This window comes from Caenimonas terrae, from assembly GCF_042655405.1.
Classification (GTDB): domain Bacteria; phylum Pseudomonadota; class Gammaproteobacteria; order Burkholderiales; family Burkholderiaceae_C; genus Ramlibacter; species Ramlibacter terrae_A.
On sequence record NZ_JBHSMF010000009.1, the window covers coordinates 975646 to 997596 of the forward strand.

A 21951-nucleotide genomic window follows, 5' to 3' on the forward strand; every position below is an offset into this window, starting at 1 on the left:
GCGCCGCCATGACCGACGACATCGTCCTGTCCTGCCAGGGCCTGGTGAAGCGCTTCGGCGGCATCACCGCCACCAACAACGTCACGCTCAACCTGCGCAAGGGCGCCCGCCATGCGCTGATCGGGCCCAACGGCGCCGGCAAGACGACGCTGATCAACCTGCTGACCGGCGTGCTGGAGCCCACCAGCGGCAGCATCACGCTGGAAGGCCAGGACATCAGCCGGCTGCCGCCGCACCAGCGGGTGCGGCGCGGCATGGTGCGCACCTTCCAGATCAACCAGCTGTTCAACAGCATGACGCCGCTGGAGACGCTGGCGCTGGTCGTGTCCCAGCAGCGCGGCCTGGGCGCGCAGGTGTGGCGCCGGCTCGGCGCCGGCCCGGACGTGGCCGGCCGCTGCCTGCAGCTGCTGGAGCAGTTCCACCTGACCGAAGTGATGAACCAGCGCACCGAGCACCTGGCCTACGGCAAGCGCCGGCTGCTGGAGATCGCGATCGCGCTGGCCTGCGAGCCGCGCGTGCTGCTGCTGGACGAGCCGGTGGCGGGCGTGCCCGCCGGCGAGCGCGAGGAGCTGCTGCAGACGGTGGCCGCGTTGCCGGCCGACGTCTCCATCCTGCTGATCGAACACGACATGGACCTGGTCTTCAGTTTCGCCAACCGCATGACGGTTCTCGTCAACGGCACCGTGCTCACCGAGGGCGAGCCGGACCAGATCGCCAACGACCCGCAGGTCAAGGCGGTGTATCTGGGCCACGGCGACGAGTCCGTGGGAGGCGTCCATGTCTGAACTGCTGCGCGTGGACGATCTCAGCGCCGGCTATGGCGAGGCGGTGGTGCTGCAAGGCGTCTCGCTGGCGCTGGACGAGGGCGAGACCCTGGCCCTGCTGGGACGCAACGGCACCGGCAAGACCACGCTGATCAACACGCTGGCCGGCGCGACCCGCCAGCACGGCGGCAGCATCACGCTGGCGGGCGTGGCGCTGCACAAGCTGGCGTCGCACCAGCGCGCCGCCGCCGGCATCGGCTGGGTGCCGCAGGAACGCAACATCTTCAAGTCGCTGACGGTGCACGAGAACCTGACCGCGGTGGCGCGGCCCGGCAAGTGGAACCCGGACGGCGTGTACGCGATGTTCCCGCGACTGGCCGAGCGCAAGACCAACCTGGGCACCCAGCTGTCCGGCGGCGAGCAGCAGATGCTGGCCGTCGGCCGGGCGCTGGTGGTCAATCCCAAGCTGCTGCTGCTGGACGAACCGCTGGAAGGGCTGGCGCCGATCATCGTGGAAGAACTGCTGCGCGCGATCCGCCGCATCACCCGCGAGGAGGGCCTGTCGGCCATCATCGTGGAGCAGCATCCGCAGGCCATCCTGGCCGTCTCGGATCGCGCCGTCGTGCTCGATCGCGGCACCGTGGTGCACTCGGGCACGGCGCAGGCCCTGCGCGACGCGCCGGAATTACTGGACCATCTGCTGGGCGTCGCCCGCTAGGAAAAGACATGCAGGACAAGAGACGATTCCTCGCGGCCGCGGCTGCGCTCGGACTGGGCGGCGCGCTGCCACGCATCGCGCTGGCGCAGGCGGGCTTCCCGTCCAAGCCGCTGAAGATCGTGGTGCCGAACGCGCCCGGCGGCGCCGCCGACCTGACCGCCCGCGCCGTCGGCGAGAAGCTGGCCGCCAGCCTGGGCCGGCCGGTGATCATCGACAACCGGCCCGGCGCCGGCGGCGTGGTGGCCGGCGAGGTGGTGGCCAAGGCCGATCCGGACGGCCACACGATGCTGCTGGTCTCCAGCGGGACGGCCGTCAGCGCCTCGCTGTTCAAGTCGCTGCCGTTCGACACGCTGAAGGATTTCGCCTGGGTCTCCACCATGGCCAGCTTCGACCTGGCGATCGTGGTGGCCGAGGGCGGGCGCTTCAAGACGCTGGGGGAGCTGCTGGCCTATGCCAAGGCCAACCCGGGCAAGGTCAACATCGGCACGCCCAACGTCGGCACCACCCAGAACCTGGCGGCCGAACTGTTCAAGGCCAGCGCCGGGGTCGACCTGCAGGTGGTTCCGTTCAACGGCACGCCGCCGGTGATCACGGCGCTGCGCGGCGGGCAGATCGACGCCGCACTGGACATCCTGGGCCCGCTGATGCCGCAGATCACCTCCAAGGCATTGCGGCCGCTGGCGGTGCTGGGCGAGAAGCGCGCGCCGCAGCTGCCCGCGGTGCCGACGGCTCGCGAGTCCGGCGGCGCGCTGGCGACGTTCAAGGCCTCGTCGTGGAACGGCCTGGCGGTGCCGGCCAGGACGCCGCACGACGTGGTGCTGCGCCTGAACCGCGAGGTGCAGGCGGCGGTCGCTCAGCCCGACGTGAAGAAGCGCCTGCTGGAGCTGAACCTGGTGGCGCAGGGCAGCACGCCCGAGCAGCTCGGTGCCCTGATGGCCAGCGAGATCAAGCGCTGGGGCGACGTGATCGCCCACGCCAAAATACCGCGCCAATGACAACGCGCCGCCGGCAGCGCCCGGCGGCGGCCAAGGAGCAAGCATGAACCTGCAACGCATCGGCGTGGTCGGCCATGGCGAGGTCGGCAGGACCTTCGCCAGCGGGCTGAAGGACAAGCCCGGCGTGAGCGCCATGGGGGCCTGGGACCTGAAGTTCGCCGACCCGGCGACCCGCGACTTCGAACTGCACCAGTGCGCGCGCAACGGCGTCACGGCCCACGGATCGATGCGCGAGCTGTGCCAGGCCAGCGACCTGGTGATCTCCGCCGTCACCGCCTCGAACACCCTGGCCGTGGCCCAGGAGGCGGCGCGCTTCATCCGCCCCGGCAGCGTGTTCCTGGACCTCAATTCCGCCTCGCCCGGCACCAAGCAGCAGGCGGCCGCGCTGATCGACGCCAGCGGCGCCGACTACGTGGAAGCCGGCGTGATGACGTCGGTGCCGCCCTACGGCATCCGGGTGCCGATGCTGCTGGGCGGCGGGCAGGCCGCGCAGCTGGCGGCGCTGCTGGCCGGCTGGGGCATGGACGCGAAGGCGGTGAGCGAGCGGCTCGGCGTCGCCAGCGCGATCAAGATGTGCCGCAGCGTGATGATCAAGGGCCTGGAAGCGCTGGTGATCGAGAGCTACACCACCGCGCGCAAGTACGGCGTGGAGGAGCATGTGTTGCCCACGCTGCAGGAGACGTTTCCGTCGATCGACTGGCAGCAGCAGGGCGCGTATTTCTTCAGCCGCGTGGTGCAGCACGGCAAGCGCCGCGCCGAGGAAATGCGCGAGGCCGCCAACACCGTGCGCGAAGCCGGCTTCGCGCCGCTGATGGCAGCGGCCATCGCCGACAAGCAGCAGTGGGTCGCGGACCGCGCCGCCGCCGGTGTGTTCGAGGGCTTAGGCAAAGACGCCCGCTGGCAGGACTACGCGGATCGGCTGATCGGCGACAAGAAGTAGTCATCCCGGCCCTGAGCCGGGATCCAGACCTTTCCCCCGCGCGGATGCCGGTTGGCACGGCCGCCGGCCGGGATGGGGTGTTCTCCGGTCACGCTCGAGGGCGTCATCCCATGGACACGACCGCTGCCGCTTCAACCAGATCAATGCGGCGCAACCGGTGTAGCGACCGCGAATGGCCCTGCGCCCACCCCATCCCGACCGGCGGCCTTGGAGTAGCGCCTGAGCGCGGACGCAGGAATCGCGCGCCGTTGCCGGCGTCCGCGCAAACCGGCATCGGCGCAAGTGGGTCACCCCGGGATGACAGCGTCTAGTTCGCCTTCACCCGCCCCGACTTGATGACCGGCTGCCAGCGGGCGATCTCGCGGGCGATGTGGGCGCCGAAGGCTTCCGGCGTGGCGCTGACGGCGACGGCGCCTTCGTTGACCAGCCGCGCCTTCAGCTCGGGCGAGTCGAGCGACTTGTTGATCTGCGCGTTGAGCTTGGCGATCACGGCAGGCGGCGTGCCGGCGGGCGCGACCATGCCATACCACTGGTCGGCCTCGAAGTCCCTGTAGCCGGACTCGGCCACCGTCGGCACCGCCGGCAGCGCATCCATCCGCCTGGGCGAGGAGACGGCGATGGCGCGCAGCTGGCCGTTGCGGATCTGGCCCAGCACCGCCGGCGCGCCGGTGAAGAGCACCTGGATCTGCCCGCCCAGCAGGTCGACCAGCGCCGGTGCGGTGCCGCGGTACGGGATGTGCAGCAGCGAGGTGCCGGTGCGAAGCTTGAAGTATTCGGTCGCCAGGTTGGCGGCGCTGCCGTTGCCGCCGGAGCCGTAGGCCAGCTGGCCCGGCCTGGCCTTCGCCAGTGCCACCAGTTCCTGCACGGTGTGCGCGGGCACCGACGGATGGACCACCAGCACGTTGGGCACGCGCGCCACCCAGGCCACCGGGGCGAAGCTCTTGATCGGGTCGTAGGGCAGGTTCGGATACAGCGAGGGATTGACCGCCAGCGTGCCGATGTGCCCCATCAGCAGCGTGTAGCCGTCGGCCGGTGCCTTGGCCACCTTGTCGGCGCCGATCGAGCCGCCGGCGCCCGGCACGTTGTCGATCACCACCGGCTGGCCCCAGGCGTCCTGCAGCTCCTTGCCGATCGAGCGGGCCAGGATGTCGGTGGAGCCGCCGGGCGTGAACGGCACGACGATGTGGATCGGGCGCGCCGGCCAGGCAGGCTGCGCGATCGCCGTTAACGTGGCTGCGGGGCCGAGGCCCAGGGCAGCCAGGGCGGCGGCGAGCAGATTGCGTTTGCTTGGGTTCATTTGGTGCGGGGAGTGAGCAGGCTTCTGGCGGTGCTGCTGATCAGGTCCAGCATGGCCTTCTGGGTGAGGGTGGCGGGTCGGTGCGCGCTGATGCCGATCGACAGCTTGCTGTGCAGCGGCGGCTTGCCGATCGGTCGCATCACGAAGGCCTTGGGACGGGCGGAGGTTTCCACCGCATGGCGCGACAGCACGGCGTTGCCGGCGCCGTCGGCCACCAGGTCCAGGATGGCGGCGACGCCGTCGATCTCCAGCGCGATGTTCGGATGGCAGCCCTGGTTGGCCATCTCCGCCTCCACCAGCATGCGGATGGCATTGGGCCGGGTCGGGATCACCAGCGGCAGCGCCGCCACCTCGCGCAGCGGCACGGCCCCCTTCGACGCCCGGGCCGCGCTGCCGGCCTTGCGCTGCACCAGGAACAGCGCCTCTTCGAGCAGGGCCGTGACCTCGATCTCGGCCGAGCCGGTCGCGTTGTACAGCAGCGCGATGTCCAGCCGGCCGCTGGCCAGCGATTCCTGCATGCCCATCGACAGGCCCTCGCTGATCGACAGCGACGCCTGCGGCATCCGGCGCCGGAACTCGCGGATCAGCGGCACCGCCAGCACCTTGGCCAGGCTGGGCGGCAGGCCGATCGCCACCCGGCCGGCCAGCGCGCCGCGGATGCGGCCCAGCTCCTCGCGGGCCCGGTCGACCTGGTGCAGGATGCCGCGCCCGTGCTCCAGCAGCAGCTTGCCGGCCTCGGTCGGCAGGGCGCCGCGGCCGTTGCGCACCAGCAGATTCTGGCGCAACTCCACTTCGAGCTGGCGGACCTGGCGGCTAAGGGCGGGCTGGGCCACGCCCAACGCGATGGCGGCGCGGGTGAAGCTGCCGAGCTCGGCCACGCGGACGAAATATTCGAGTTGCTTGAGGTCCAAGGGATCAATCGGAAGAGGCAGTGGATTTGAATAGCGTGGAGGCAATTATGCTGGAATGCTATAGCTGCTAGTGGGCACATCAGCTTGGCTTGACCGGGTCCCGCACGCAGAATCCCCGCATGGCCTCCCTCCCCGCTCTCAAGGGCATTTCCTCCATGGCCACCCGCCAGCTGCTGGGCGAACTGCTGTCCGATTACCGGCAGCGCAGCGGCCAGGCCGTGGCGATCGAATCGGTCGGCGGCGTCGATGCGGCCAGGCGGGTGCAGGCCGGCGAGGCCTTCGACCTGGTGGTCCTGGCCTCGGACGCGATCGACAAGCTGGTCGCCGGCGGCAGCGTGCTCGCCGGCAGCAAGGTGGACCTGGTGCAGTCCGGCGTCGCCGTCGCCGTCCGGGCCGGTGCTGCGCGTCCGGACATCGCCAGCGAAGACGCGGTCAGGCGCGCCGTGCTGGCCGCGCCCACCATCGGCTATTCCACCGGCCCCAGCGGCGTCGCGCTGCAGAAGCTGTTCGAACGCTGGGGCGTCGCCGACCAGCTCAAGGCCCGCACCGTCCAGGCGCCGCCCGGCGTGCCGGTCGGCGCGCTGGTGGCGCGCGGCGACGTGGCGCTGGGCTTCCAGCAGTTGAGCGAACTGATGAACCTGGAGGGCATCGACGTGCTCGGGCCGCTACCCGCGGCGATCCAGGTCACGACCACCTTCTGCGGCGGCGTCTGCGCCGCGTCGCAACACGCCGGCGCGGTGCGCGAGCTGCTCGCCTTCATGGCGTCGCCCGAGGCGGCGCCGGCCAAACAACGCAACGGCATGGAGCCGGCCGCAACCACAAGGAACCAGCAATGAGCCTGATCATCGACTGCCACGGCCACTACACCACCGCACCCAAGGCGCTGGAGAACTGGCGCAACCAGCAGATCGCCGGCATCAAGGACCCGTCGGTGATGCCCCGGGCGTCCGACCTGAAGATCAGCGACGACGAGCTGCGCGAATCGATCGAGAGCAACCAGCTGCGCCTGATGAAGGAGCGCGGCAGCGACATCACGCTGTTCTCGCCGCGGGCGAGCTTCATGGCGCACCACATCGGCGACTTCAACGTGTCCTCGACCTGGGCCGCGATCTGCAACGAGCTGTGCTTTCGCGTCAGCAAGCTGTTCCCCGACAACTTCGTGCCGGTGGCGATGCTGCCGCAGTCGCCGGGCGTCGACCCGAAGACCTGCATCCCCGAGCTGGAGAAGTGCGTCAGGGAATACGGCAACGTCGGCATCAACCTGAACCCGGATCCGTCGGGCGGCCACTGGACCAGCCCGCCGCTGACCGACAGGCTCTGGTACCCGATCTACGAGAAGATGGTGGAGCACGACCTGCCGGCGATGATCCACGTCAGCACCAGCTGCAACCCGGCGTTCCATACCACCGGCGCGCATTACCTGAATGCGGACACCACGGCCTTCATGCAGCTGATCCAGGGCGACCTGTTCAAGGACTTCCCGACGCTGCGCTTCCTGATCCCGCACGGCGGCGGCGCCGTGCCGTACCACTGGGGCCGGTTCCGCGGCCTGGCGCAGGAGATGAAGCGGCCGCTGCTCAAGGACCACCTGCTGAACAACGTGTTCTTCGACACCTGCGTCTACCATCAGCCGGGCATCGACCTGCTCAACACCGTGATCCCGGTCAAGAACGTGCTGTTCGCCTCCGAGATGATCGGCGCCGTGCGCGGCATCGACCCGGAAAGCGGCCACTACTACGACGACACCAAGCGCTATATCGAGGCCTCGAAGATCCTCAGCGCCGACGACAAGCACGCGATCTACGAAGGCAACGTGCGCCGCGTGTTCCCATTGCTCGACAAACAGCTCAAGCAACGTACGGCTTTGGGGACTGCCCGCACTAGCTCGTGAGCGTTGCGCTCTGTCCCCAACTGATTAGGAGAAAGCCATGTTCGAACTCGGAGTGGTTTACCGCAACATCAAGCGCGCCGACAAGGCCGCCGCCGACGGCCTGGCGCGGCTGGGCTCGGCCACCGTGCACGAGGCGATGGGCCGCGTCGGCCTGATGAAGACCTACATGCGGCCGATCTATGCCGGTGCGCAGGTCTCCGGCACCGCCGTCACGGTGCTGCTGCAGCCGGGCGACAACTGGATGATGCACGTGGCGGCCGAGCAGATCCAACCCGGCGACATCGTGGTGGCCGCCTGCACCACCGACAATACCGACGGCTTCTTCGGCGACCTGCTGGCCACCAGCTTCATGGCGCGCGGCGCCCTCGGGCTGGTGATCGACGGCGGCTGCCGCGACGTGAAGACGCTGCAGGAGATGGGCTTTCCGGTCTGGAGCCGCGCGATCAGCTCCAAGGGCACGGTCAAGTCCACCCTGGGCTCGGTCAACATCCCGGTGGTCTGCGCCGGCGCGCTGGTCACCCCGGGCGACGTGATCGTCGCCGACGACGACGGCGTGGTGGTCGTGCCGGCCGCGATGGCGCGCAAGACGCTGGACGCGGCGACGGCGCGCGAGGCCAACGAGGGCGAGAAGCGCGCCAAGCTGGCTTCCGGCGTGCTGGGACTGGACATGTACAACATGCGCGGGCCGCTGGAAAAAGCCGGCCTTCGCTATATCGATTAACCCGGGAACCCTATGAACATCCGTGATTTTCTCGCCGCCACTGCCAGCCTGGCTTGCGCTCTCGCCCTGCTGCCGCTGCAAGCGCAGGCCCAGCAATATCCCGTCAAGCCGATCAAGGTGGTCGTCGGCTATTCGGCCGGCGGCGCGGTCGACATCGTCGCGCGCACGCTGGGCCAGAGCCTGTCGGCCAGCATGGGCCAGCAGGTGCTGGTGGAGAACAAGCCGGGCGCCGGCACCAACATCGCCGTCAAGTCGGTGATCGACGCGCCGGCCGACGGCTACACGCTGCTGATGGCCGCCAACGCGCTGGCCGCCAACATGGCGCTGTACACGCCAGCGCCCTTCGATGCCGAGAAGGACCTGGTGCCGGTGGCGCTGGTCGGCCGGGTGCCGGTGGTGATCGCCGCCAATGCGTCGGCGCCGTTTTCCACCGTGGCGCAGCTGATCGCCGCCGCCAAGGCCAAGCCCGGCTCGATCTCTTTCGCCTCGCCCGGCAACGGCTCGACGCCGCACATGGCCGGCGAGCTGTTCGCCCGCGCAGCCGGCATCCAGCTGCAGCATGTGCCGTACCGCGGCGGCGCCCAGGCCATCACCGACGTCGTCGGCGGCCAGCTGCCGCTGCTGGCCATGAACGCGCTGGAGGTCAAGCCTTACGTGGCCAGCGGCCGGCTCAAGGTGCTGGCGGTGCTCAGCGCCCAGCGCTCGCCGATCTTCCCGGACGCGCCCACCATCGCCCAGTCCGGCTTCCCCGGCTTCGAGGCCTCGGTCTGGTACGCACTGATGGCGCCGGCCGCCACGCCCAAGGCAGTGGTCGAGAAGCTGCATGCGGAAGTGCAGAAGGCGCTGCAGACGCCCGAGGTGCGCGAGCGCATGAGCTCGGTCGGCGGCGAAGTGATCACCGGCAGCCAGGCCGACCTCGCCAAGCTGCTGCACAGCGAGCGCATCCGCTACGCCAACCTGGTGCGCGAAGCCAAGATCACACCCGATTGATTGATTGAATGAGTTCAGGACAGGGCGGACCGCTGCGCGGGTCCGGCCCGTCCCGCAAGGAAACCCGATGTTCACCAAGACCCCCGGCTGGCTGGACTGGTACGCCGGCCCCAGCAAGCCGCAGTTCAAGCTGCCGCCCGGCAGCGTCGACGCCCACTGCCACGTGTTCGGCCCCGGCGACCAGTTCCCGTTCGCGCCCGAGCGCAAGTACACGCCCTGCGACGCCTCCAAGGCGCAGCTGTTCGCGCTGCGCGACCACCTGGGCTTCGACAAGAACGTGATCGTGCAGGCCACCTGCCACGGCGCCGACAACAGCGCGCTGCTCGATGCGCTCAAGTCCTGCGACGACCGCGCCCGCGGCGTCGTCACCGTCAAGCGCGACGTCACCGACCGGCAGCTGCAGGACATGCACGCGGCCGGCGTGCGCGGCGTGCGCTTCAATTTCGTCAAGCGGCTGGTGGACTTCACGCCCAAGGACGAACTGATGGAGATCGCCGCCCGCATCGCCCCGCTGGGCTGGCACGTGGTGATCTACTTCGAGGCGGTGGACCTGCCCGAGCTGTGGGACTTCTTCACCGCGCTGCCGACCACCGTGGTGGTGGACCACATGGGACGCCCGGACGTCAGCCTGCCGGTGGACGGCCCGCAGTTCGAGCTGTTCATCAAATTCATGCGCGAGTACCCCAACGTCTGGTCCAAGGTCAGCTGCCCGGAGCGGCTGAGCGTCACCGGCCCGCCGGCCTTGGACGGCGAGCGCAATGCCTACCGCGACGTGGTGCCGTTCGCCCGCAAGATCGTGGAGACCTTCCCCGACCGCGTGCTGTGGGGAACGGACTGGCCGCATCCGAATCTGAAGGATCACATGCCCGACGACGGCCTGCTGGTGGACTTCATTCCCCACATCGCCACGACGTCCGAACTGCAGCGAAAATTGCTGGTCGACAACCCAACCCGCCTTTACTGGGGGAAGTGAAAATGCCACTGGACAAACCTTACCTGGACGTGCCCGGCACGACCATCTTCGACGCCGAGCAATCGCGCCGCGGCTACCACCTGAACCAGTTCTGCATGTCGCTGATGAAGGCCGAGAACCGGGAGCGGTTCAAGGCCGACGAGCGCGCCTACCTGGACGAATGGCCGATGACCGAGGAGCAGAAGCAGGCCGTGCTGGAGCGCGACCTGAACAAGGCGATCGCGCTGGGCGGCAACATCTACTTCCTGGCCAAGCTGGGCGCCACCCACGGCAAGAGCTTCCAGCAGATGGCCGGCAGCATGACGGGCATGAGCGAAGAGGAATACCGCAACATGATGATCTCCGGCGGCCGCTCGGCCGAAGGCAACCGCCGCATCGGCGAGGGGGGCAACGCGCAGGCGCACCGCCAGCCGCAGGGCAGCTCCGACAAGAAAGGCCTCTGAGATGGCAAGAATCACCGCCAGCGTCTACACCTCGCACGTGCCCGCCATCGGCGCCGCGCTGGACATGGGCAAGACCGACGAGCCGTACTGGCAGAAGGTGTTCCAGGGCTACGAGTTCGGCAAGCAGTGGATCAAGGACAACCCGCCGGACGTGATCTTCCTGGTCTTCAACGACCACGCCACCGCGTTCAGCCTGGAGATGATCCCCACCTTCGCGATCGGCACCGCCGCCGAATACATGCCGGCCGACGAGGGCTGGGGCCCGCGCCCGGTGCCCAAGGTGATCGGCCATCCCGAGCTGGCGGCGCACATCGCGCAGTCGGTGATCCAGCAGGACTTCGACCTGACCATCGTCAACAAGATGGACGTGGACCACGGCCTGACGGTGCCGCTGTCGCTGATGTACGGCCAGCCCAAGGCCTGGCCGTGCCCGGTGATCCCGTTCGCGGTCAACGTGGTGCAGTATCCGGTGCCCAGCGGCCGGCGCTGCCTGAACCTGGGCAAGGCGATCCGCAAGGCCGTTGAAAGCTACGACGAGGACCTCAAGGTCCACATCTGGGGCACCGGCGGCATGAGCCACCAGCTGCAGGGGCCGCGCGCCGGCCTGATCAACAAGGACTTCGACACCGCCTTCATGGACCGCATGATCGCCGACCCGGAAGGCCAGGCCGCCGTGCCGCACATCGACTACGTGCGCGAAGCCGGCAGCGAGGGCATCGAGCTGGTGATGTGGCTGATCGCCCGCGGCGCGATGTCGGACCTGGCCGGCGGCCCGCCGCCCAAGGTGGTCCATCGCTTCTATCACGTGCCCGCGTCGAACACGGCGGTGGGGCACCTGATCCTCGAAAACCAGTAACCCCGTTCGCCCTGAGCCGGTCGAAGGGCTTCGACCGGCTCGGCCCGAACGGATTCAAGGAGCAATCTCGTGAGCAAGACAATCAAGGTCGCACTGGCCGGTGCCGGCGCCTTCGGCATCAAGCACCTGGACGGCATCAGGAACATCGACGGCGTCGAGGTCGTTTCCCTGGTCAGCCGCGACCTGGCCAAGACCAAGGAAGTGGCCGACAAGTACGGCATCGGGCACGTCACCACCGACCTGGCCGAGAGCCTGGCGCTCAAGGAAGTGGACGCCGTCATCCTGTGCACGCCGACCCAGATGCACGCGGCGCAGTCGATCGCCTGCATGAACGCCGGCAAGCACGTGCAGGTGGAGATCCCGCTGGCCGACAGCTGGAAGGACGCGCAGGAGGTGGTCGCGCTGCAGAAGAAGACCGGCCTGGTCGCGATGTGCGGCCATACCCGCCGCTTCAACCCCAGCCACCACTACGTGCACAAGCAAATCGAAGCCGGCAAGTTCAACGTGCTGCAGATGGACGTGCAGACCTTTTTCTTCCGCCGCACCAACATGAACGCGCTGGGCCAGCCGCGCAGCTGGACCGACCACCTGCTGTGGCACCACGCTGCCCACACGGTGGACCTGTTCGCCTACCAGTGCGGCAGCCCGATCGTGAAGGCCAATGCGGTGCAGGGTCCGATCCACCCGGCGCTGGGCATCGCGATGGACATGAGCATCCAGCTGCAGGCCGCCAACGGCGCGATCTGCACGCTGTCGCTGTCGTTCAACAACGACGGTCCGCTGGGCACCTTCTTCCGCTACATCGGCGACACGGCGACCTACATCGCGCGCTACGACGACCTGTTCAACGGCAAGGAAGAAAAGATCGACGTCTCCAAGGTCGACGTGTCGATGAACGGCATCGAGCTGCAGGACCGCGAGTTCTTCGCGGCCATCCGGGACAAGCGCGAGCCCAACGCCAGCGTGGCGCAGGTGCTGCCCTGCTACCAGGTGCTGGACCAGCTCGAGAAGCAGCTGGGCAAGTGATGCAGCAGCGGCAATTCGGACCGTTCCAGGTCAGCGCCATCGGCCTGGGATGCATGAACCTGAGCCACGCCTACGGCACGCCGCCGCCGGCGCAGCAGGGCGAGCGGGTGCTGCTGGCGGCGCTGGATGCCGGCGTCACGCTGTTCGACACCGCGGCCCTGTATGGCTTCGGCGCCAACGAGACGCTGGTCGGCCGCGTGCTCAAGCCGCACCGCAACCGGTTCAAGCTCGCCAGCAAGGGCGGCATGGCGGCCGTGACCGGCGAGGACGGCGTGCCGCGGCGCGTGATCGACGGCCGCCCGGAGGCGATCCGGCGCAACTGCGAGGACAGCCTGCGCCGGCTGCAGACCGACGTGATCGACCTCTACTACCTGCACCGCTGGGACAAGAAGGTGCCGATCGAGGACAGCGTCGGCGCGATGTCGGACCTGGTGCGGGCCGGCAAGGTGCGCGCGCTCGGCCTGTCCGAGGTGTCGGCGGCCACCCTGCGCAAGGCGCACCGGGTCCACCCGATCGCCGCGGTGCAGACCGAATACTCGCTGTGGACCCGCAATCCGGAGATCGCGGTGCTGGACGCCTGCGCCGAGCTCGGCGCCACCTTCGTCGCCTTCAGCCCGGTGGCGCGCGGCTTCCTGTGCGATGCGCTGCCTGACGTGAGCACGCTGCAGCCCAAGGACATCCGCCAGGGCATGCCGCGCTTCGAGCCGGCCAACTACGCCGCCAACCTGCAGCTGCTGCCGCCGTACAAGGCGCTGGCGCAGGAGGCGGGCTGCACGCCGGCCCAGCTCGCGCTGGCCTGGCTGCTGCACAAGGCGCCGCACATCATCCCGATTCCCGGGACGACCAGCGTGGAGCACCTGAAGGAAGACCTGGCCGCGGCCGACGTCAAGCTGTCGCCCGACATGATGGACAGGCTGGAGGCGCTGATCAACCAGCAGACGGTGCACGGCAACCGCTACAGCGCCCAGTCGCGCAGCGAAGTGGACACCGAGGAGTTCTGAGGCGGCGGCTGAAAAATAACGAAACAAACCGAAACCGGCGGGAGATGATCCCCGGCGGGGCGCGGCGCAGGATCAAGGCCATGTTCAACCCCGCATGGAAGAAGGAAGCCCCGTCATGAAATCCTGGATCAAACGCACCCTGTTCGGCCTGTTCGGCGCCTCCATCGCCGTGGGCGGCCTGAGCGCCTGCAGCCATTACCGGCACGAGGGGCCGGGCTGGCAGCGCAGCGCCGAGGACCAGGCCCGGATGCGCGACCGCGTCATCGAGCGCGTCTCGGCCAAGCTGGAGCTCGACGCGCAGCAGAAGCAGAAGCTGGTGGCGCTGGCCGACAAGCTGCACGAGCAGCGCCAGGTGCTGCTGCCGCAGGGCGCCGATCCGCGGGCGCAGGCGCAGCAGCTGGTTGCCGGCGACAAGTTCGACCGCGCCAAGGCGCAGGCGCTGGTGAGCGAGAAGACCGCCGCCGTCAACGCCCGCAGCCCCGAGGTGATCGCCGCGCTGGGCGATTTCTACGACAGCCTGAATCCGGCCCAGCAGGCCAAGGTGCGCGAGTTCATGCAGCGGCGCCACGGCGGCCACTGGTGGCACCGCGGGTAGGGCGATGCAGCGCATCCTGCTGATCGACGACGACGAGCAGCTGGGTGCGCCGCTGGCCGCCTATTGCGCGCGCTTCGAACTGGAGCTGGTGCAGGCGCTGCGGCCCAGCGCCGGCCTGGCGCTGCTGCGCCAGGGCCGCTTCGACGCCGCCATCCTGGACGTGATGCTGCCGGAGATGGACGGCTTCGAGCTGTGCCGCACCATCCGCAAGGAGAGCGACATCCCGCTGGTGATGCTGACGGCGCGCGGCGAGGTGATGGACCGCGTGGTCGGCCTGGAGCTGGGCGCCGACGACTACCTGCCCAAGCCGTTCGAGCCGCGCGAGCTGGTGGCGCGGCTGCAGACCGTGCTGCGGCGCCGGGTGGCGGCGCCGGCCGCGCGCGCCTCCGGGACGCTGCGCTTTGCCGGCCTGAGCGTGGACCCGGCGACCCGCAGCGTGCTGCGCCAGGGCCAGCCGGTGGAGCTGACCAGCACCGAATTCGACCTGCTGTACCTGCTGGCCCGCTCGCCCGGCCAGGTGTTCAGCCGCGACGACATCCTGAACCAGCTGCGCGGCCACGAGGCCGAGCTCTTCACCCGCGCGGTGGACATCGTGGTCAGCCGGCTGCGCAAGAAGCTCGAGCCGCTGGATGCCATCAAGACGCTGCGCAATGCCGGCTATTCGCTGGCGCTGGCCGATGCCCCCGACTGACATCGCGCGCTGGCACCGGCGTGCCCGCCGCGCCCTGGGCCACTCGCTGCGGCTGCGGCTGGTGGCGCTGTTCCTGTTGCTGGCGCTGGGCATGACGCTGGCGTTCCTGGGCGGCATGCAGAAAGCTCTCGCCATCGGCTGGCGCGAGGCGGCGCGGCCGCTGGTGGGCGATTACGTGGACCGGCTGGTGGCGGAGATCGGCTCGCCGCCCAGCGTCGAGCGGGCGCGCGCGCTGGCCGCGCGGCTGCCGGTGAGCGTGCGCATCTTCGGGCCGCAGGTCAACTGGGATTCGGGCCCGGGCGGCGGCGGCCATGGCGCCGGCTGGGACGGCAACGAGGGCTCGCACCTGCGGCCGCTGCTGCAGCGGACCACCGCCGACGGCCACCGCATCCAGCTCGGGTTGAACCTGGTGCTGCTGCAGGACCACCCGCGCCGGGTCGGCTGGATCACGCTGGCCGTGCTGCTGGCGCTGACCGGACTGGCCTACGGCTACGTGCGCCGGCTGCTGCGGCCGCTGGACGACATCCGCATCGGCGCGGCGCGCTTCGGCGCCGGCGACTTCGCCACGCCGATCCCGATCCGCCGGCGCGACGAGCTGGGCCAGCTGGCCAGCGACGTCAACGCCATGGCGCACGGCATCCACCAGATGCTGGAGGCCAAGCGGGCGCTGCTGCTGGCGATCAGCCACGAGCTGCGCAGCCCGCTCACCCGGGCCCGCGTCAACACCGAGCTGCTGCCCGAGACGCCCGAGGTTCTGGCGCAACGCCAGGCGCTGCTGCGCGACCTGGCGCAGATGCGCGACCTGGTGACCGACCTGCTGGAGAGCGAGCGCCTGGGCCAGGGCCACGCGGCGCTGCACCTGGAGCCGACCGACCTGGGCGCGCTGGCGCGCGAGGTGGCCGGGCAGCTGGCCGAGGTCGGCGGCGCGCAGCCGCTGCGGCTGGACATTCCGCCCGGCCTGCCGGCCGTCGCGGTGGACCGCGCCCGCGTCCGGCTGCTGCTGCGCAACCTGCTTGACAACGCCTTGCGCCACAGCGCCGGCGCCGCGCATCGGCCCGGGCTGGCGCTGCGGCCCGAGGGGCGGGGCGTCGCCATCACCGTGCGCGACCACGGCAGCGGCGTGGAGGAGGCGGCACTGGCCCATCTGGCCGAGCCGTTCTACCGGCCCGATGCCGCGCGCGAACGCAGCACCGGCGGCGTCGGCCTGGGCCTGTACCTGTGCAAGCTGGTGGCGCTGGCGCACGGCGGCAGCTTTGCCATCCGCAATGCGGCGCCGGGCCTGGAAGTGCAGGTGGTGCTGCCGGGGCGGTGAAGCGCCAGCCGGCCCGCGGCGCTGGCCCGCGCCATTCGACCCGCAGTTGATCCAGATCAGGATTCGTTGCGCCTGCCGGCGGCACACTGGCCCCATCGTCCGAGCGGAGGGTCTTTCGATGGGTTCCAATGGCACCGCGCCGATTCCAGGCACCACGCTGTTCGACGGCGTGCAGGCCCAGAAGGGCTATGCGCTGAACAAGATGTGCTACTCCTTCAACGACGCCGACAACCGCGCAACGTTCCGCTTCGACGAGGTGGGCTACATGCTGCGGTATGGGCTGAGCCCCGAGCAGATCGCGGCGATCCGCAAGCGCGACGTGCTCGCCCTGCTGGCGCTGGGCGGCAACGTGTATTACCTGGCCAAGTTCGCCGGCATCCTGGGGCTGGACGTCCAGGACCTGGGCGCCGCGCAGACCGGCATGAGCAAGCAGGCATTCCAGGACCGGCTGGTGGCGCAGAACCTCCAGCCCGCCAGCTGGGGCGGCCACGCCGACGCGAGGGCCGCGCAATGGCAAGAATCGTTGGCGGCCTGACCACCTCCCACGTGCCGGCGATCGGCGGCGCCATCGCCAAAGGCCGGCAGCAGGAGCCGTACTGGAAGCCGTTCTTCGATGGTTTCGTTCCGGTGCGGGCCTGGCTCGCCGAGCACAAGCCCGACATCGCGGTGGTGTTCTACAACGACCACGGCCTGAATTTCTTCCTCGACAAGATGCCGACCTTCGCGGTCGGCGCCGCCCCGCAATACCGCAACGCCGACGAGGGCTGGGGCATCCCGACGCTGCCGCCGTTTCGCGGCCACCCGCAGCTGTCCTGGCACATCATCAACCGGCTGGTGGAGCGCGAGTTCGACATCACCACCTGCCAGGAGATGCTGGTGGACCATGCCTTCACGCTGCCGCTGAAGCTGTTCTGGCCGGAGGGCGCCTGCCCGGTCGCCACGGTGCCGGTCTGCATCAACACAGTGCAGTTTCCGCTTCCCAGCGCCAAGCGCTGCATGGCGCTGGGCCGCGCGGTCGGCGAGGCAATCGCGTCCTGGGACAGCGACAGCAAGGTGGTGGTGATCGGCAGCGGCGGCCTGAGCCACCAGCTCGATGGCGAACGGGCCGGCTTCATCAACAAGCCGTTCGACCTGAAGTTCATGGACAGCCTGGTGTCGGAGCCCGACTGGGTCACCCGCTACAGCATCCACGAGCTGGTGGAACAGGCCGGCACGCAGGGCGTGGAGTTGCTGATGTGGCTGGCCGCCCGGGCCGCCGTGCCCGGCCCGGTGCGACGGGTGCACGGCAATTACCACATCCCGATCTCCAACACGGCGGCGGGAATGCTGGCGCTCGAACCCGTGGCCTGAGCGGCCGGGGTACATACGCCGTGCGTGGGGGCATTGGCGGCGCGGCACTGGCCGTCGGCATACTGGATCGAGGCGCCGCCGCGGCGCCGCACGAGGGAGCAGCATGGAGCAGCCGTCCGGGTCGCAGCAACCTGCCTTCGAGCGGGTCAGTTTCGTCAGGCCTTGCGTGTATTGCGGGGCCCGGCTGGCGGTGTTCGTCTCACGCGAAGCCGGCAGCGGCGAGACGCACAACTATGAGTGCCCCGAATGCGGCAAGGATTACCCCGTCCACGCCGCGCTCGAGCCGCTGGTGAGCCTGCTGGAGCCGCGCACCGACGGCAAGGATGACCGCTACATGGAAACCCTGTTCTGAGACGGCATTCTTGCCGGCTAGAGGCTCACCGCGCACCGCCTTCAGCTTCGGGCCAGGCTTCGCGAACACTCGACGTGCGTCCAGCATCAGGGGGTGCTGCAGGGCCAATTCGCGTGAGGCAAGGCCGAACCGCCGCCCCCCTGGTACGTCTGGCGCCATTCATCCGGTGTCTTTTCCGCCGGTCGACACAACCCATTCACGCCAGATCGCGGCCGCAACGGACAGGATCACCGGGCCCAGGAACAAGCCGATCAAGCCGAAGGCGGCGATGCCCCCGAGCACCCCGAACAGCACGAGCAGGATGGGCGCACGTGTCGCATTGCTCACCAGCAGGGAGCGCAGCAAGTTGTCGACGGGATGAATCAGCAGGATGCCCCACGCAAGCATCCCGACTGCCTGAAGCGGATGACCGCTCAACAGCAGCCACAAGCCGATCGGTCCCCAGACCAGGAAGGTACCGACCATCGGGATCACGGACGCCGCGGCGGTGATGACGCCGAACAGCACCGGCGCGCCCACGCCGAACATCCAAAAGCCCAGGGCGGCAATGGCTCCTTGCACCAGGGCAGCAAGCAACACGCTCTGGACGATCGACCGGCTCATCGTGCCTGCGGTGGCGAGGTAGGCATCGGCGCGCCAACCCAGCAGGCGGCGCAGCGTGAACCGCACCTGCGCCAGCGCGGCATCTCCATCGCGATAAAAGAAGAACAGTGTCATCACGGCCAGCGCGAGCTTTCCGATATTCCGGCCCATGTCACCGACGAGCCCCAGGAGCAGGCCGGATGCCTGCTTGAGCCACTCGACGAACTGGAGTTTCAAGCCGGCGACATCGGCTAGATGGGCACCGAGCCAGTCGTGCAATGCCGGGCCGATCCACGGAATGCCGATCAATGCATCGGCAATGCTGCCTGCTCCGCCATCGAGCAGGACGGCGGCTTTGCGATAGGCGGCGACCGCGTCCGCCTGGACCAGGATGAGCACCGAGATCAGAGGAAGCACGAGCCCCGCTGCGACGCCTGCTGCCATCAGGAAGGCACTCGCGTTGACGCGGTTGCCCAGCGCGGCCTTCAACCGGAGGTAAGCCGGCCACGTGACATGGGCCAGAATTGCGGCCCAGGCGATCGCGGCCAGGAATGGCGCCAGGACCAGGTAGACGAGCGCCACCAGCATCACCGCCAAGGCGAGTGATGCCAGACGCGCTCCCCACTGTGCGGACGCTCCTGAAAGGTTCATGTTCCGTTTGTCGCGCCCGCCCAGGGAACCGGCAGCGGCGAGTCGCAGCCGACGGTAACCGCAGTTTGCAGCGCTGCTCTTGACGTTGCGCAACCGCCCGCAATTGCGGGTCGGCCAGGCAGGGGCGCATGAGCACCAGGAGGAAGGAATCCAGGACATCGAGAACTGCGCCGCCTGTCACCGCAGCGCGGACAAGGAGTCTGCGGAGCGAGGGTCGCACGGTCGGCGCAAGCGAGACTGAGAGCTGCGTCAGCTGGAGAATGCCGTCTGCAAGAAAGGAAGCGCCCCGGAGGGCGCTTCTTGTGGTCGGCACCCGGGTCCCGGGGCGAGCCCGGGACGACAGGCCGCGGTGGCCGGCGTTACAGCGTGTCGATGAACGAACGCAGCTTGTCCGAGCGGCTCGGGTGCTTGAGCTTGCGCAGGGCCTTGGCCTCGATCTGGCGGATCCGCTCGCGCGTCACGTCGAACTGCTTGCCCACTTCCTCCAGCGTGTGGTCGGTGCTCATCTCGATGCCGAAGCGCATGCGCAGCACCTTGGCTTCGCGCGGCGTCAGGGAATCGAGGATGTCCTTGACCACGTCGCGCAGGCCGGCCTGCATCGCCGCCTCGATCGGGGCGGTGTTGGTGCTGTCCTCGATGAAGTCGCCCAGGTGGCTGTCGTCGTCGTCGCCGATCGGCGTCTCCATCGAGATCGGCTCCTTGGCGATCTTCATGATCTTGCGGATCTTGTCTTCCGGGATCTCCATCTTGGCCGCCAGGATGCCGGCGTCCGGCTCGAAGCCGAATTCCTGCAAATGCTGGCGCGAGATGCGGTTCATCTTGTTGATGGTCTCGATCATGTGGACCGGGATGCGGATGGTGCGGGCCTGGTCGGCGATGCTCCTCGTGATCGCCTGCCGGATCCACCAGGTGGCGTAGGTGGAGAACTTGTAGCCGCGCCGGTACTCGAACTTGTCCACCGCCTTCATCAGGCCGATGTTGCCTTCCTGGATCAGGTCCAGGAACTGCAGGCCGCGGTTGGTGTACTTCTTGGCGATGGAGATCACGAGCCGCAGGTTGGCCTCGATCATTTCCTTCTTGGCGTCGCGCGAGCTCGACTCGCCTTCGTTCATCCGCTTGTTGATGCCCTTGAGCTCCGACAGCGGCACCACCACGCGCGATTGCAGGTCGGCCAGCTTCTGCTGCAGTTCCTGGATCGGCGGGATGTTGCGGGCGATGATGACCGACCACGGCTTGCCGGCGGCGGCCTGCTTTTCCACCCATTTCTGGTTCAGCAGGTTGGGCGGGAAGTCCTTGACGAACACTTCCTGCGGCATGCCGCACTTGTCGACGATGATGCGGCGCAGCTCGCGTTCCTTCTTGCGCACGTCGTCGACCTGGCCGCGCACCATGTCGCACAGCTTCTCGATGGTCTTGGCGGTGAAGCGGATCGTCATCAGCTCTTCGGACAGCTGGGTCTGCGCCTTCACATAGGACGGCGTGCCGTAGCCTTCCTTGTCGTAGATCTTGTGGATCTTCTCGAACAGGCCCTGGATCCGCGCGAAGCGCTCCAGCGCCTGGGTCTTGAGTTCTTCCAGCTTCTTGGTCAGCGCCTTGGAGCCGCCGTTGCCGTCGTCGTCGTCGTCGGCGTCGAATTCGTCGAAGTCTTCCTCGGCCACGTAGTCGTCGGCCTCGTTCGGGTTGGAGAAGCCGTCCACCACGGTGGAAATGACCACCCGGCCTTCACGGATCTCGTTGGCCAGCCGCAGGATTTCGGCGATGGTCGCCGGTGAGGCGGAGATCGCCTCCATCATCGCCATCAGGCCGCCTTCGATGCGCTTGGCGATCTCGATCTCGCCTTCGCGCGTCAGCAGCTCCACGGTGCCCATCTCGCGCATGTACATGCGCACCGGGTCGGTGGTGCGGCCGAATTCGCTGTCCACGGTGGACAGGGCGGCTTCGGCTTCTTCCTCGGCTTCTTCGACGGTGGCGGCCGTGGGCGTGGTGTTGTTCAACAACAGCATCTCGGCGTCCGGCGTCTGCTCGTACACCGCGACACCCAGGTCGTTGAGCATCGTGACCACGACTTCCAGCGTCTCGGCGTCGATCAGCTTGTCGGGCAGGTGGTCCGAGATCTCGGCATGCGTGAGGTAGCCGCGGGTCTTGCCCAGCGTGATCAGCGTCTTCAGGCGCTGCCGGCGCTTGGCCATGTCTTCCTCGGACAGGACGGTTTCGTCCAGGCCGAATTCCTTCATCAAGGCCCGTTCCTTGGCCTTGCTGATCTTCATGCGCAGGGGCTTGACCTTCTCGGTGGTGGTGGCCGCCTCGACCACCGGCTCGCCGGCCAGATCGTCCTCGATGTCCGACATGTCCATGTCGTCGCTGCTCTTGGCCTCGTTGCCGGCCTTGGGCTTGCGCCCGCGCTTGGCGCCGGTGGCGGGAGCGGCAGCGCCGTCGGCGCTGGCGGCCTTGGGCGGGCGGCCCGGCTTCTTCTTGACGACTTCGGCAACGGGAGCGGCGGCCTTGGCCGGCTTCTTGAGCTCTTCCTTGGCGGTGGCTTTTTCGGACTTGGCGACGGGGGACTTCGATGCAGGCACGGACTTCACTTTCGTTGCGGGCTTGACTGGGACCTTGGGCTGGGACTTCGCGGCGGGCTGGGCAGCCCTGGGCGACGCCCTGGTCGGTTTGGGCACCGGTTTGATCACTTTTTTCGCAACGGGTTTCGTGGCGGGCTTGGCAGCCTTTCCCGACTTTTGAGCAGCAGGCATGAAGACCTCAGGAGTTCAAAAAACTGAAAACGATGCGCCACGACGACCCGGCGCGGGAGACGTGAACCCTCTGCACGCCCGGTCAGGGCATGCGGCTGGTCCATCAGGGGCAAGATGGGTGGGCGAACATTTGGTGTGCAGTCCT

24 protein-coding genes are annotated in these 21951 nt (G+C 68.6%); 20 read left to right on the forward strand and 4 right to left on the reverse strand.

Translation table 11 applies throughout. The features are described from left to right. Positions 1-8: 8 nt before the first annotated feature. The 4 genes from ACFPOE_RS18485 to ACFPOE_RS18500 are packed head-to-tail and all read left to right on the forward strand — an operon-like array spanning position 9 to position 3417. Positions 9-785, forward strand: a complete 777-nt coding sequence (locus tag ACFPOE_RS18485; RefSeq protein WP_376851760.1) for an ABC transporter ATP-binding protein — start codon at positions 9-11, stop codon at positions 783-785. Further along, a complete protein-coding gene (locus ACFPOE_RS18490) occupies positions 778-1482 on the forward strand; it encodes an ABC transporter ATP-binding protein (RefSeq protein ID WP_376851761.1) in 705 nt (234 codons plus the stop codon). Before ACFPOE_RS18485 ends, ACFPOE_RS18490 begins: the two co-directional genes overlap by 8 nt. 8 nt (positions 1483-1490) lie before the next feature. Next, positions 1491-2477 (forward strand): tripartite tricarboxylate transporter substrate binding protein, encoded by a 987-nt coding sequence (locus ACFPOE_RS18495; protein WP_376851762.1) that lies wholly within the window; start codon positions 1491-1493, stop codon positions 2475-2477. A 43-nt stretch (positions 2478-2520) separates the two neighbouring features. Continuing rightward, a complete protein-coding gene (locus ACFPOE_RS18500; protein WP_376851763.1) occupies positions 2521-3417 on the forward strand; it encodes a DUF1932 domain-containing protein in 897 nt (298 codons plus the stop codon). 307 nt (positions 3418-3724) lie between these two features. Here the strand turns inward: ACFPOE_RS18500 and ACFPOE_RS18505 are convergent, their stop codons facing one another. Continuing rightward, the gene (locus ACFPOE_RS18505; protein ID WP_376851764.1) at positions 3725-4714 is read right to left on the reverse strand and encodes a Bug family tripartite tricarboxylate transporter substrate binding protein; all 990 of its coding nucleotides are present in this window, start codon (positions 4712-4714) and stop codon (positions 3725-3727) included. Next, positions 4711-5625 carry a LysR substrate-binding domain-containing protein gene (locus ACFPOE_RS18510; protein ID WP_376851765.1) on the reverse strand — a complete coding sequence of 305 codons (915 nt, stop codon included), beginning with the start codon at positions 5623-5625 and terminating at the stop codon, positions 4711-4713. Before ACFPOE_RS18510 ends, ACFPOE_RS18505 begins: the two co-directional genes overlap by 4 nt. A gap of 119 nt (positions 5626-5744) precedes the next feature. Here ACFPOE_RS18510 and ACFPOE_RS18515 point away from each other — a divergent pair, with 119 nt between their 5' ends. The 15 genes from ACFPOE_RS18515 to ACFPOE_RS18585 all read left to right on the forward strand — a co-directional run bounded on the left by ACFPOE_RS18515 (position 5745) and on the right by ACFPOE_RS18585 (position 17826). Continuing rightward, positions 5745-6461, forward strand: a complete 717-nt coding sequence (locus tag ACFPOE_RS18515) for a substrate-binding domain-containing protein (RefSeq protein ID WP_376851766.1) — start codon at positions 5745-5747, stop codon at positions 6459-6461. Next, entirely contained in the window at positions 6458-7516 is a 1059-nt protein-coding gene (locus tag ACFPOE_RS18520) for an amidohydrolase family protein (RefSeq protein WP_376851767.1), read from the forward strand. Before ACFPOE_RS18515 ends, ACFPOE_RS18520 begins: the two co-directional genes overlap by 4 nt. A gap of 37 nt (positions 7517-7553) precedes the next feature. After that, the gene (ligK, locus tag ACFPOE_RS18525) at positions 7554-8237 is read left to right on the forward strand and encodes a 4-carboxy-4-hydroxy-2-oxoadipate aldolase/oxaloacetate decarboxylase (RefSeq protein ID WP_376851768.1); all 684 of its coding nucleotides are present in this window, start codon (positions 7554-7556) and stop codon (positions 8235-8237) included. Positions 8238-8249: 12 nt separating this feature from the next. Then, the gene (locus ACFPOE_RS18530; RefSeq protein ID WP_376851769.1) at positions 8250-9227 is read left to right on the forward strand and encodes a tripartite tricarboxylate transporter substrate binding protein; all 978 of its coding nucleotides are present in this window, start codon (positions 8250-8252) and stop codon (positions 9225-9227) included. A 67-nt stretch (positions 9228-9294) separates the two neighbouring features. Then, positions 9295-10200, forward strand: coding sequence for an amidohydrolase family protein (locus ACFPOE_RS18535; RefSeq protein ID WP_376851770.1), 906 nt, complete (start codon positions 9295-9297; stop codon positions 10198-10200). Between the two features lie 2 nt (positions 10201-10202). Beyond that, entirely contained in the window at positions 10203-10643 is a 441-nt protein-coding gene (ligA, locus tag ACFPOE_RS18540; protein WP_376851771.1) for a protocatechuate 4,5-dioxygenase subunit alpha, read from the forward strand. A gap of 1 nt (position 10644) precedes the next feature. After that, on the forward strand, positions 10645-11499 hold the full coding sequence (locus tag ACFPOE_RS18545) for a class III extradiol dioxygenase subunit beta (protein ID WP_376851772.1): 855 nt from the start codon (positions 10645-10647) through the stop codon (positions 11497-11499). A 69-nt stretch (positions 11500-11568) separates the two neighbouring features. Continuing rightward, positions 11569-12525, forward strand: a complete 957-nt coding sequence (locus tag ACFPOE_RS18550) for a Gfo/Idh/MocA family oxidoreductase (RefSeq protein ID WP_376851773.1) — start codon at positions 11569-11571, stop codon at positions 12523-12525. Next, a complete protein-coding gene (locus ACFPOE_RS18555; RefSeq protein ID WP_376851774.1) occupies positions 12525-13526 on the forward strand; it encodes an aldo/keto reductase in 1002 nt (333 codons plus the stop codon). Before ACFPOE_RS18550 ends, ACFPOE_RS18555 begins: the two co-directional genes overlap by 1 nt. 115 nt (positions 13527-13641) lie before the next feature. After that, positions 13642-14121, forward strand: a complete 480-nt coding sequence (locus ACFPOE_RS18560) for a Spy/CpxP family protein refolding chaperone (protein ID WP_376851775.1) — start codon at positions 13642-13644, stop codon at positions 14119-14121. A 4-nt stretch (positions 14122-14125) separates the two neighbouring features. Then, positions 14126-14812, forward strand: a complete 687-nt coding sequence (locus ACFPOE_RS18565; RefSeq protein WP_376851776.1) for a response regulator transcription factor — start codon at positions 14126-14128, stop codon at positions 14810-14812. Beyond that, positions 14799-16124, forward strand: coding sequence for a sensor histidine kinase (locus tag ACFPOE_RS18570; RefSeq protein WP_376851777.1), 1326 nt, complete (start codon positions 14799-14801; stop codon positions 16122-16124). The genes ACFPOE_RS18565 and ACFPOE_RS18570 overlap by 14 nt, the downstream gene beginning before the upstream one ends. A 118-nt stretch (positions 16125-16242) precedes the next feature. Next, on the forward strand, positions 16243-16659 hold the full coding sequence (locus ACFPOE_RS18575; protein WP_376851778.1) for a protocatechuate 4,5-dioxygenase subunit alpha: 417 nt from the start codon (positions 16243-16245) through the stop codon (positions 16657-16659). Continuing rightward, positions 16635-17474: a class III extradiol dioxygenase family protein gene (locus ACFPOE_RS18580; protein ID WP_376851779.1), complete on the forward strand. Its 840-nt coding sequence runs from the start codon at positions 16635-16637 to the stop codon at positions 17472-17474. The genes ACFPOE_RS18575 and ACFPOE_RS18580 overlap by 25 nt, the downstream gene beginning before the upstream one ends. A gap of 103 nt (positions 17475-17577) precedes the next feature. After that, positions 17578-17826, forward strand: coding sequence for a zinc ribbon domain-containing protein (locus ACFPOE_RS18585; RefSeq protein ID WP_376851780.1), 249 nt, complete (start codon positions 17578-17580; stop codon positions 17824-17826). A gap of 159 nt (positions 17827-17985) precedes the next feature. Here the strand turns inward: ACFPOE_RS18585 and ACFPOE_RS18590 are convergent, their stop codons facing one another. Next, positions 17986-19059: an AI-2E family transporter gene (locus ACFPOE_RS18590; protein WP_376851781.1), complete on the reverse strand. Its 1074-nt coding sequence runs from the start codon at positions 19057-19059 to the stop codon at positions 17986-17988. 359 nt (positions 19060-19418) lie between these two features. Further along, positions 19419-21635, reverse strand: coding sequence for an RNA polymerase sigma factor RpoD (gene rpoD / locus ACFPOE_RS18595; protein ID WP_376851782.1), 2217 nt, complete (start codon positions 21633-21635; stop codon positions 19419-19421). A 34-nt stretch (positions 21636-21669) separates the two neighbouring features. Here rpoD and ACFPOE_RS18600 point away from each other — a divergent pair, with 34 nt between their 5' ends. Next, complete coding sequence (locus tag ACFPOE_RS18600) at positions 21670-21795, forward strand: hypothetical protein (RefSeq protein ID WP_376851783.1); 126 nt, start codon at positions 21670-21672, stop codon at positions 21793-21795. Positions 21796-21951 lie beyond the last annotated feature (156 nt).

Coding starts and splice junctions, on each gene's coding strand:
- ACFPOE_RS18485 (WP_376851760.1), top strand. CDS start 9: ATGACCGACGACATCGTCCTGTCCTGCCAGGGCCTGGTGAAGCGCTTC.
- ACFPOE_RS18490 (WP_376851761.1), top strand. CDS start 778: ATGTCTGAACTGCTGCGCGTGGACGATCTCAGCGCCGGCTATGGCGAG.
- ACFPOE_RS18495 (WP_376851762.1), top strand. CDS start 1,491: ATGCAGGACAAGAGACGATTCCTCGCGGCCGCGGCTGCGCTCGGACTG.
- ACFPOE_RS18500 (WP_376851763.1), top strand. CDS start 2,521: ATGAACCTGCAACGCATCGGCGTGGTCGGCCATGGCGAGGTCGGCAGG.
- ACFPOE_RS18505 (WP_376851764.1), bottom strand. CDS start 4,714: ATGAACCCAAGCAAACGCAATCTGCTCGCCGCCGCCCTGGCTGCCCTG.
- ACFPOE_RS18515 (WP_376851766.1), top strand. CDS start 5,745: ATGGCCTCCCTCCCCGCTCTCAAGGGCATTTCCTCCATGGCCACCCGC.
- ACFPOE_RS18520 (WP_376851767.1), top strand. CDS start 6,458: ATGAGCCTGATCATCGACTGCCACGGCCACTACACCACCGCACCCAAG.
- ligK (WP_376851768.1), top strand. CDS start 7,554: ATGTTCGAACTCGGAGTGGTTTACCGCAACATCAAGCGCGCCGACAAG.
- ACFPOE_RS18530 (WP_376851769.1), top strand. CDS start 8,250: ATGAACATCCGTGATTTTCTCGCCGCCACTGCCAGCCTGGCTTGCGCT.
- ACFPOE_RS18535 (WP_376851770.1), top strand. CDS start 9,295: ATGTTCACCAAGACCCCCGGCTGGCTGGACTGGTACGCCGGCCCCAGC.
- ligA (WP_376851771.1), top strand. CDS start 10,203: ATGCCACTGGACAAACCTTACCTGGACGTGCCCGGCACGACCATCTTC.
- ACFPOE_RS18545 (WP_376851772.1), top strand. CDS start 10,645: ATGGCAAGAATCACCGCCAGCGTCTACACCTCGCACGTGCCCGCCATC.
- ACFPOE_RS18555 (WP_376851774.1), top strand. CDS start 12,525: ATGCAGCAGCGGCAATTCGGACCGTTCCAGGTCAGCGCCATCGGCCTG.
- ACFPOE_RS18560 (WP_376851775.1), top strand. CDS start 13,642: ATGAAATCCTGGATCAAACGCACCCTGTTCGGCCTGTTCGGCGCCTCC.
- ACFPOE_RS18565 (WP_376851776.1), top strand. CDS start 14,126: ATGCAGCGCATCCTGCTGATCGACGACGACGAGCAGCTGGGTGCGCCG.
- ACFPOE_RS18570 (WP_376851777.1), top strand. CDS start 14,799: ATGCCCCCGACTGACATCGCGCGCTGGCACCGGCGTGCCCGCCGCGCC.
- ACFPOE_RS18575 (WP_376851778.1), top strand. CDS start 16,243: ATGGGTTCCAATGGCACCGCGCCGATTCCAGGCACCACGCTGTTCGAC.
- ACFPOE_RS18580 (WP_376851779.1), top strand. CDS start 16,635: ATGGCAAGAATCGTTGGCGGCCTGACCACCTCCCACGTGCCGGCGATC.
- ACFPOE_RS18585 (WP_376851780.1), top strand. CDS start 17,578: ATGGAGCAGCCGTCCGGGTCGCAGCAACCTGCCTTCGAGCGGGTCAGT.
- ACFPOE_RS18590 (WP_376851781.1), bottom strand. CDS start 19,059: ATGAACCTTTCAGGAGCGTCCGCACAGTGGGGAGCGCGTCTGGCATCA.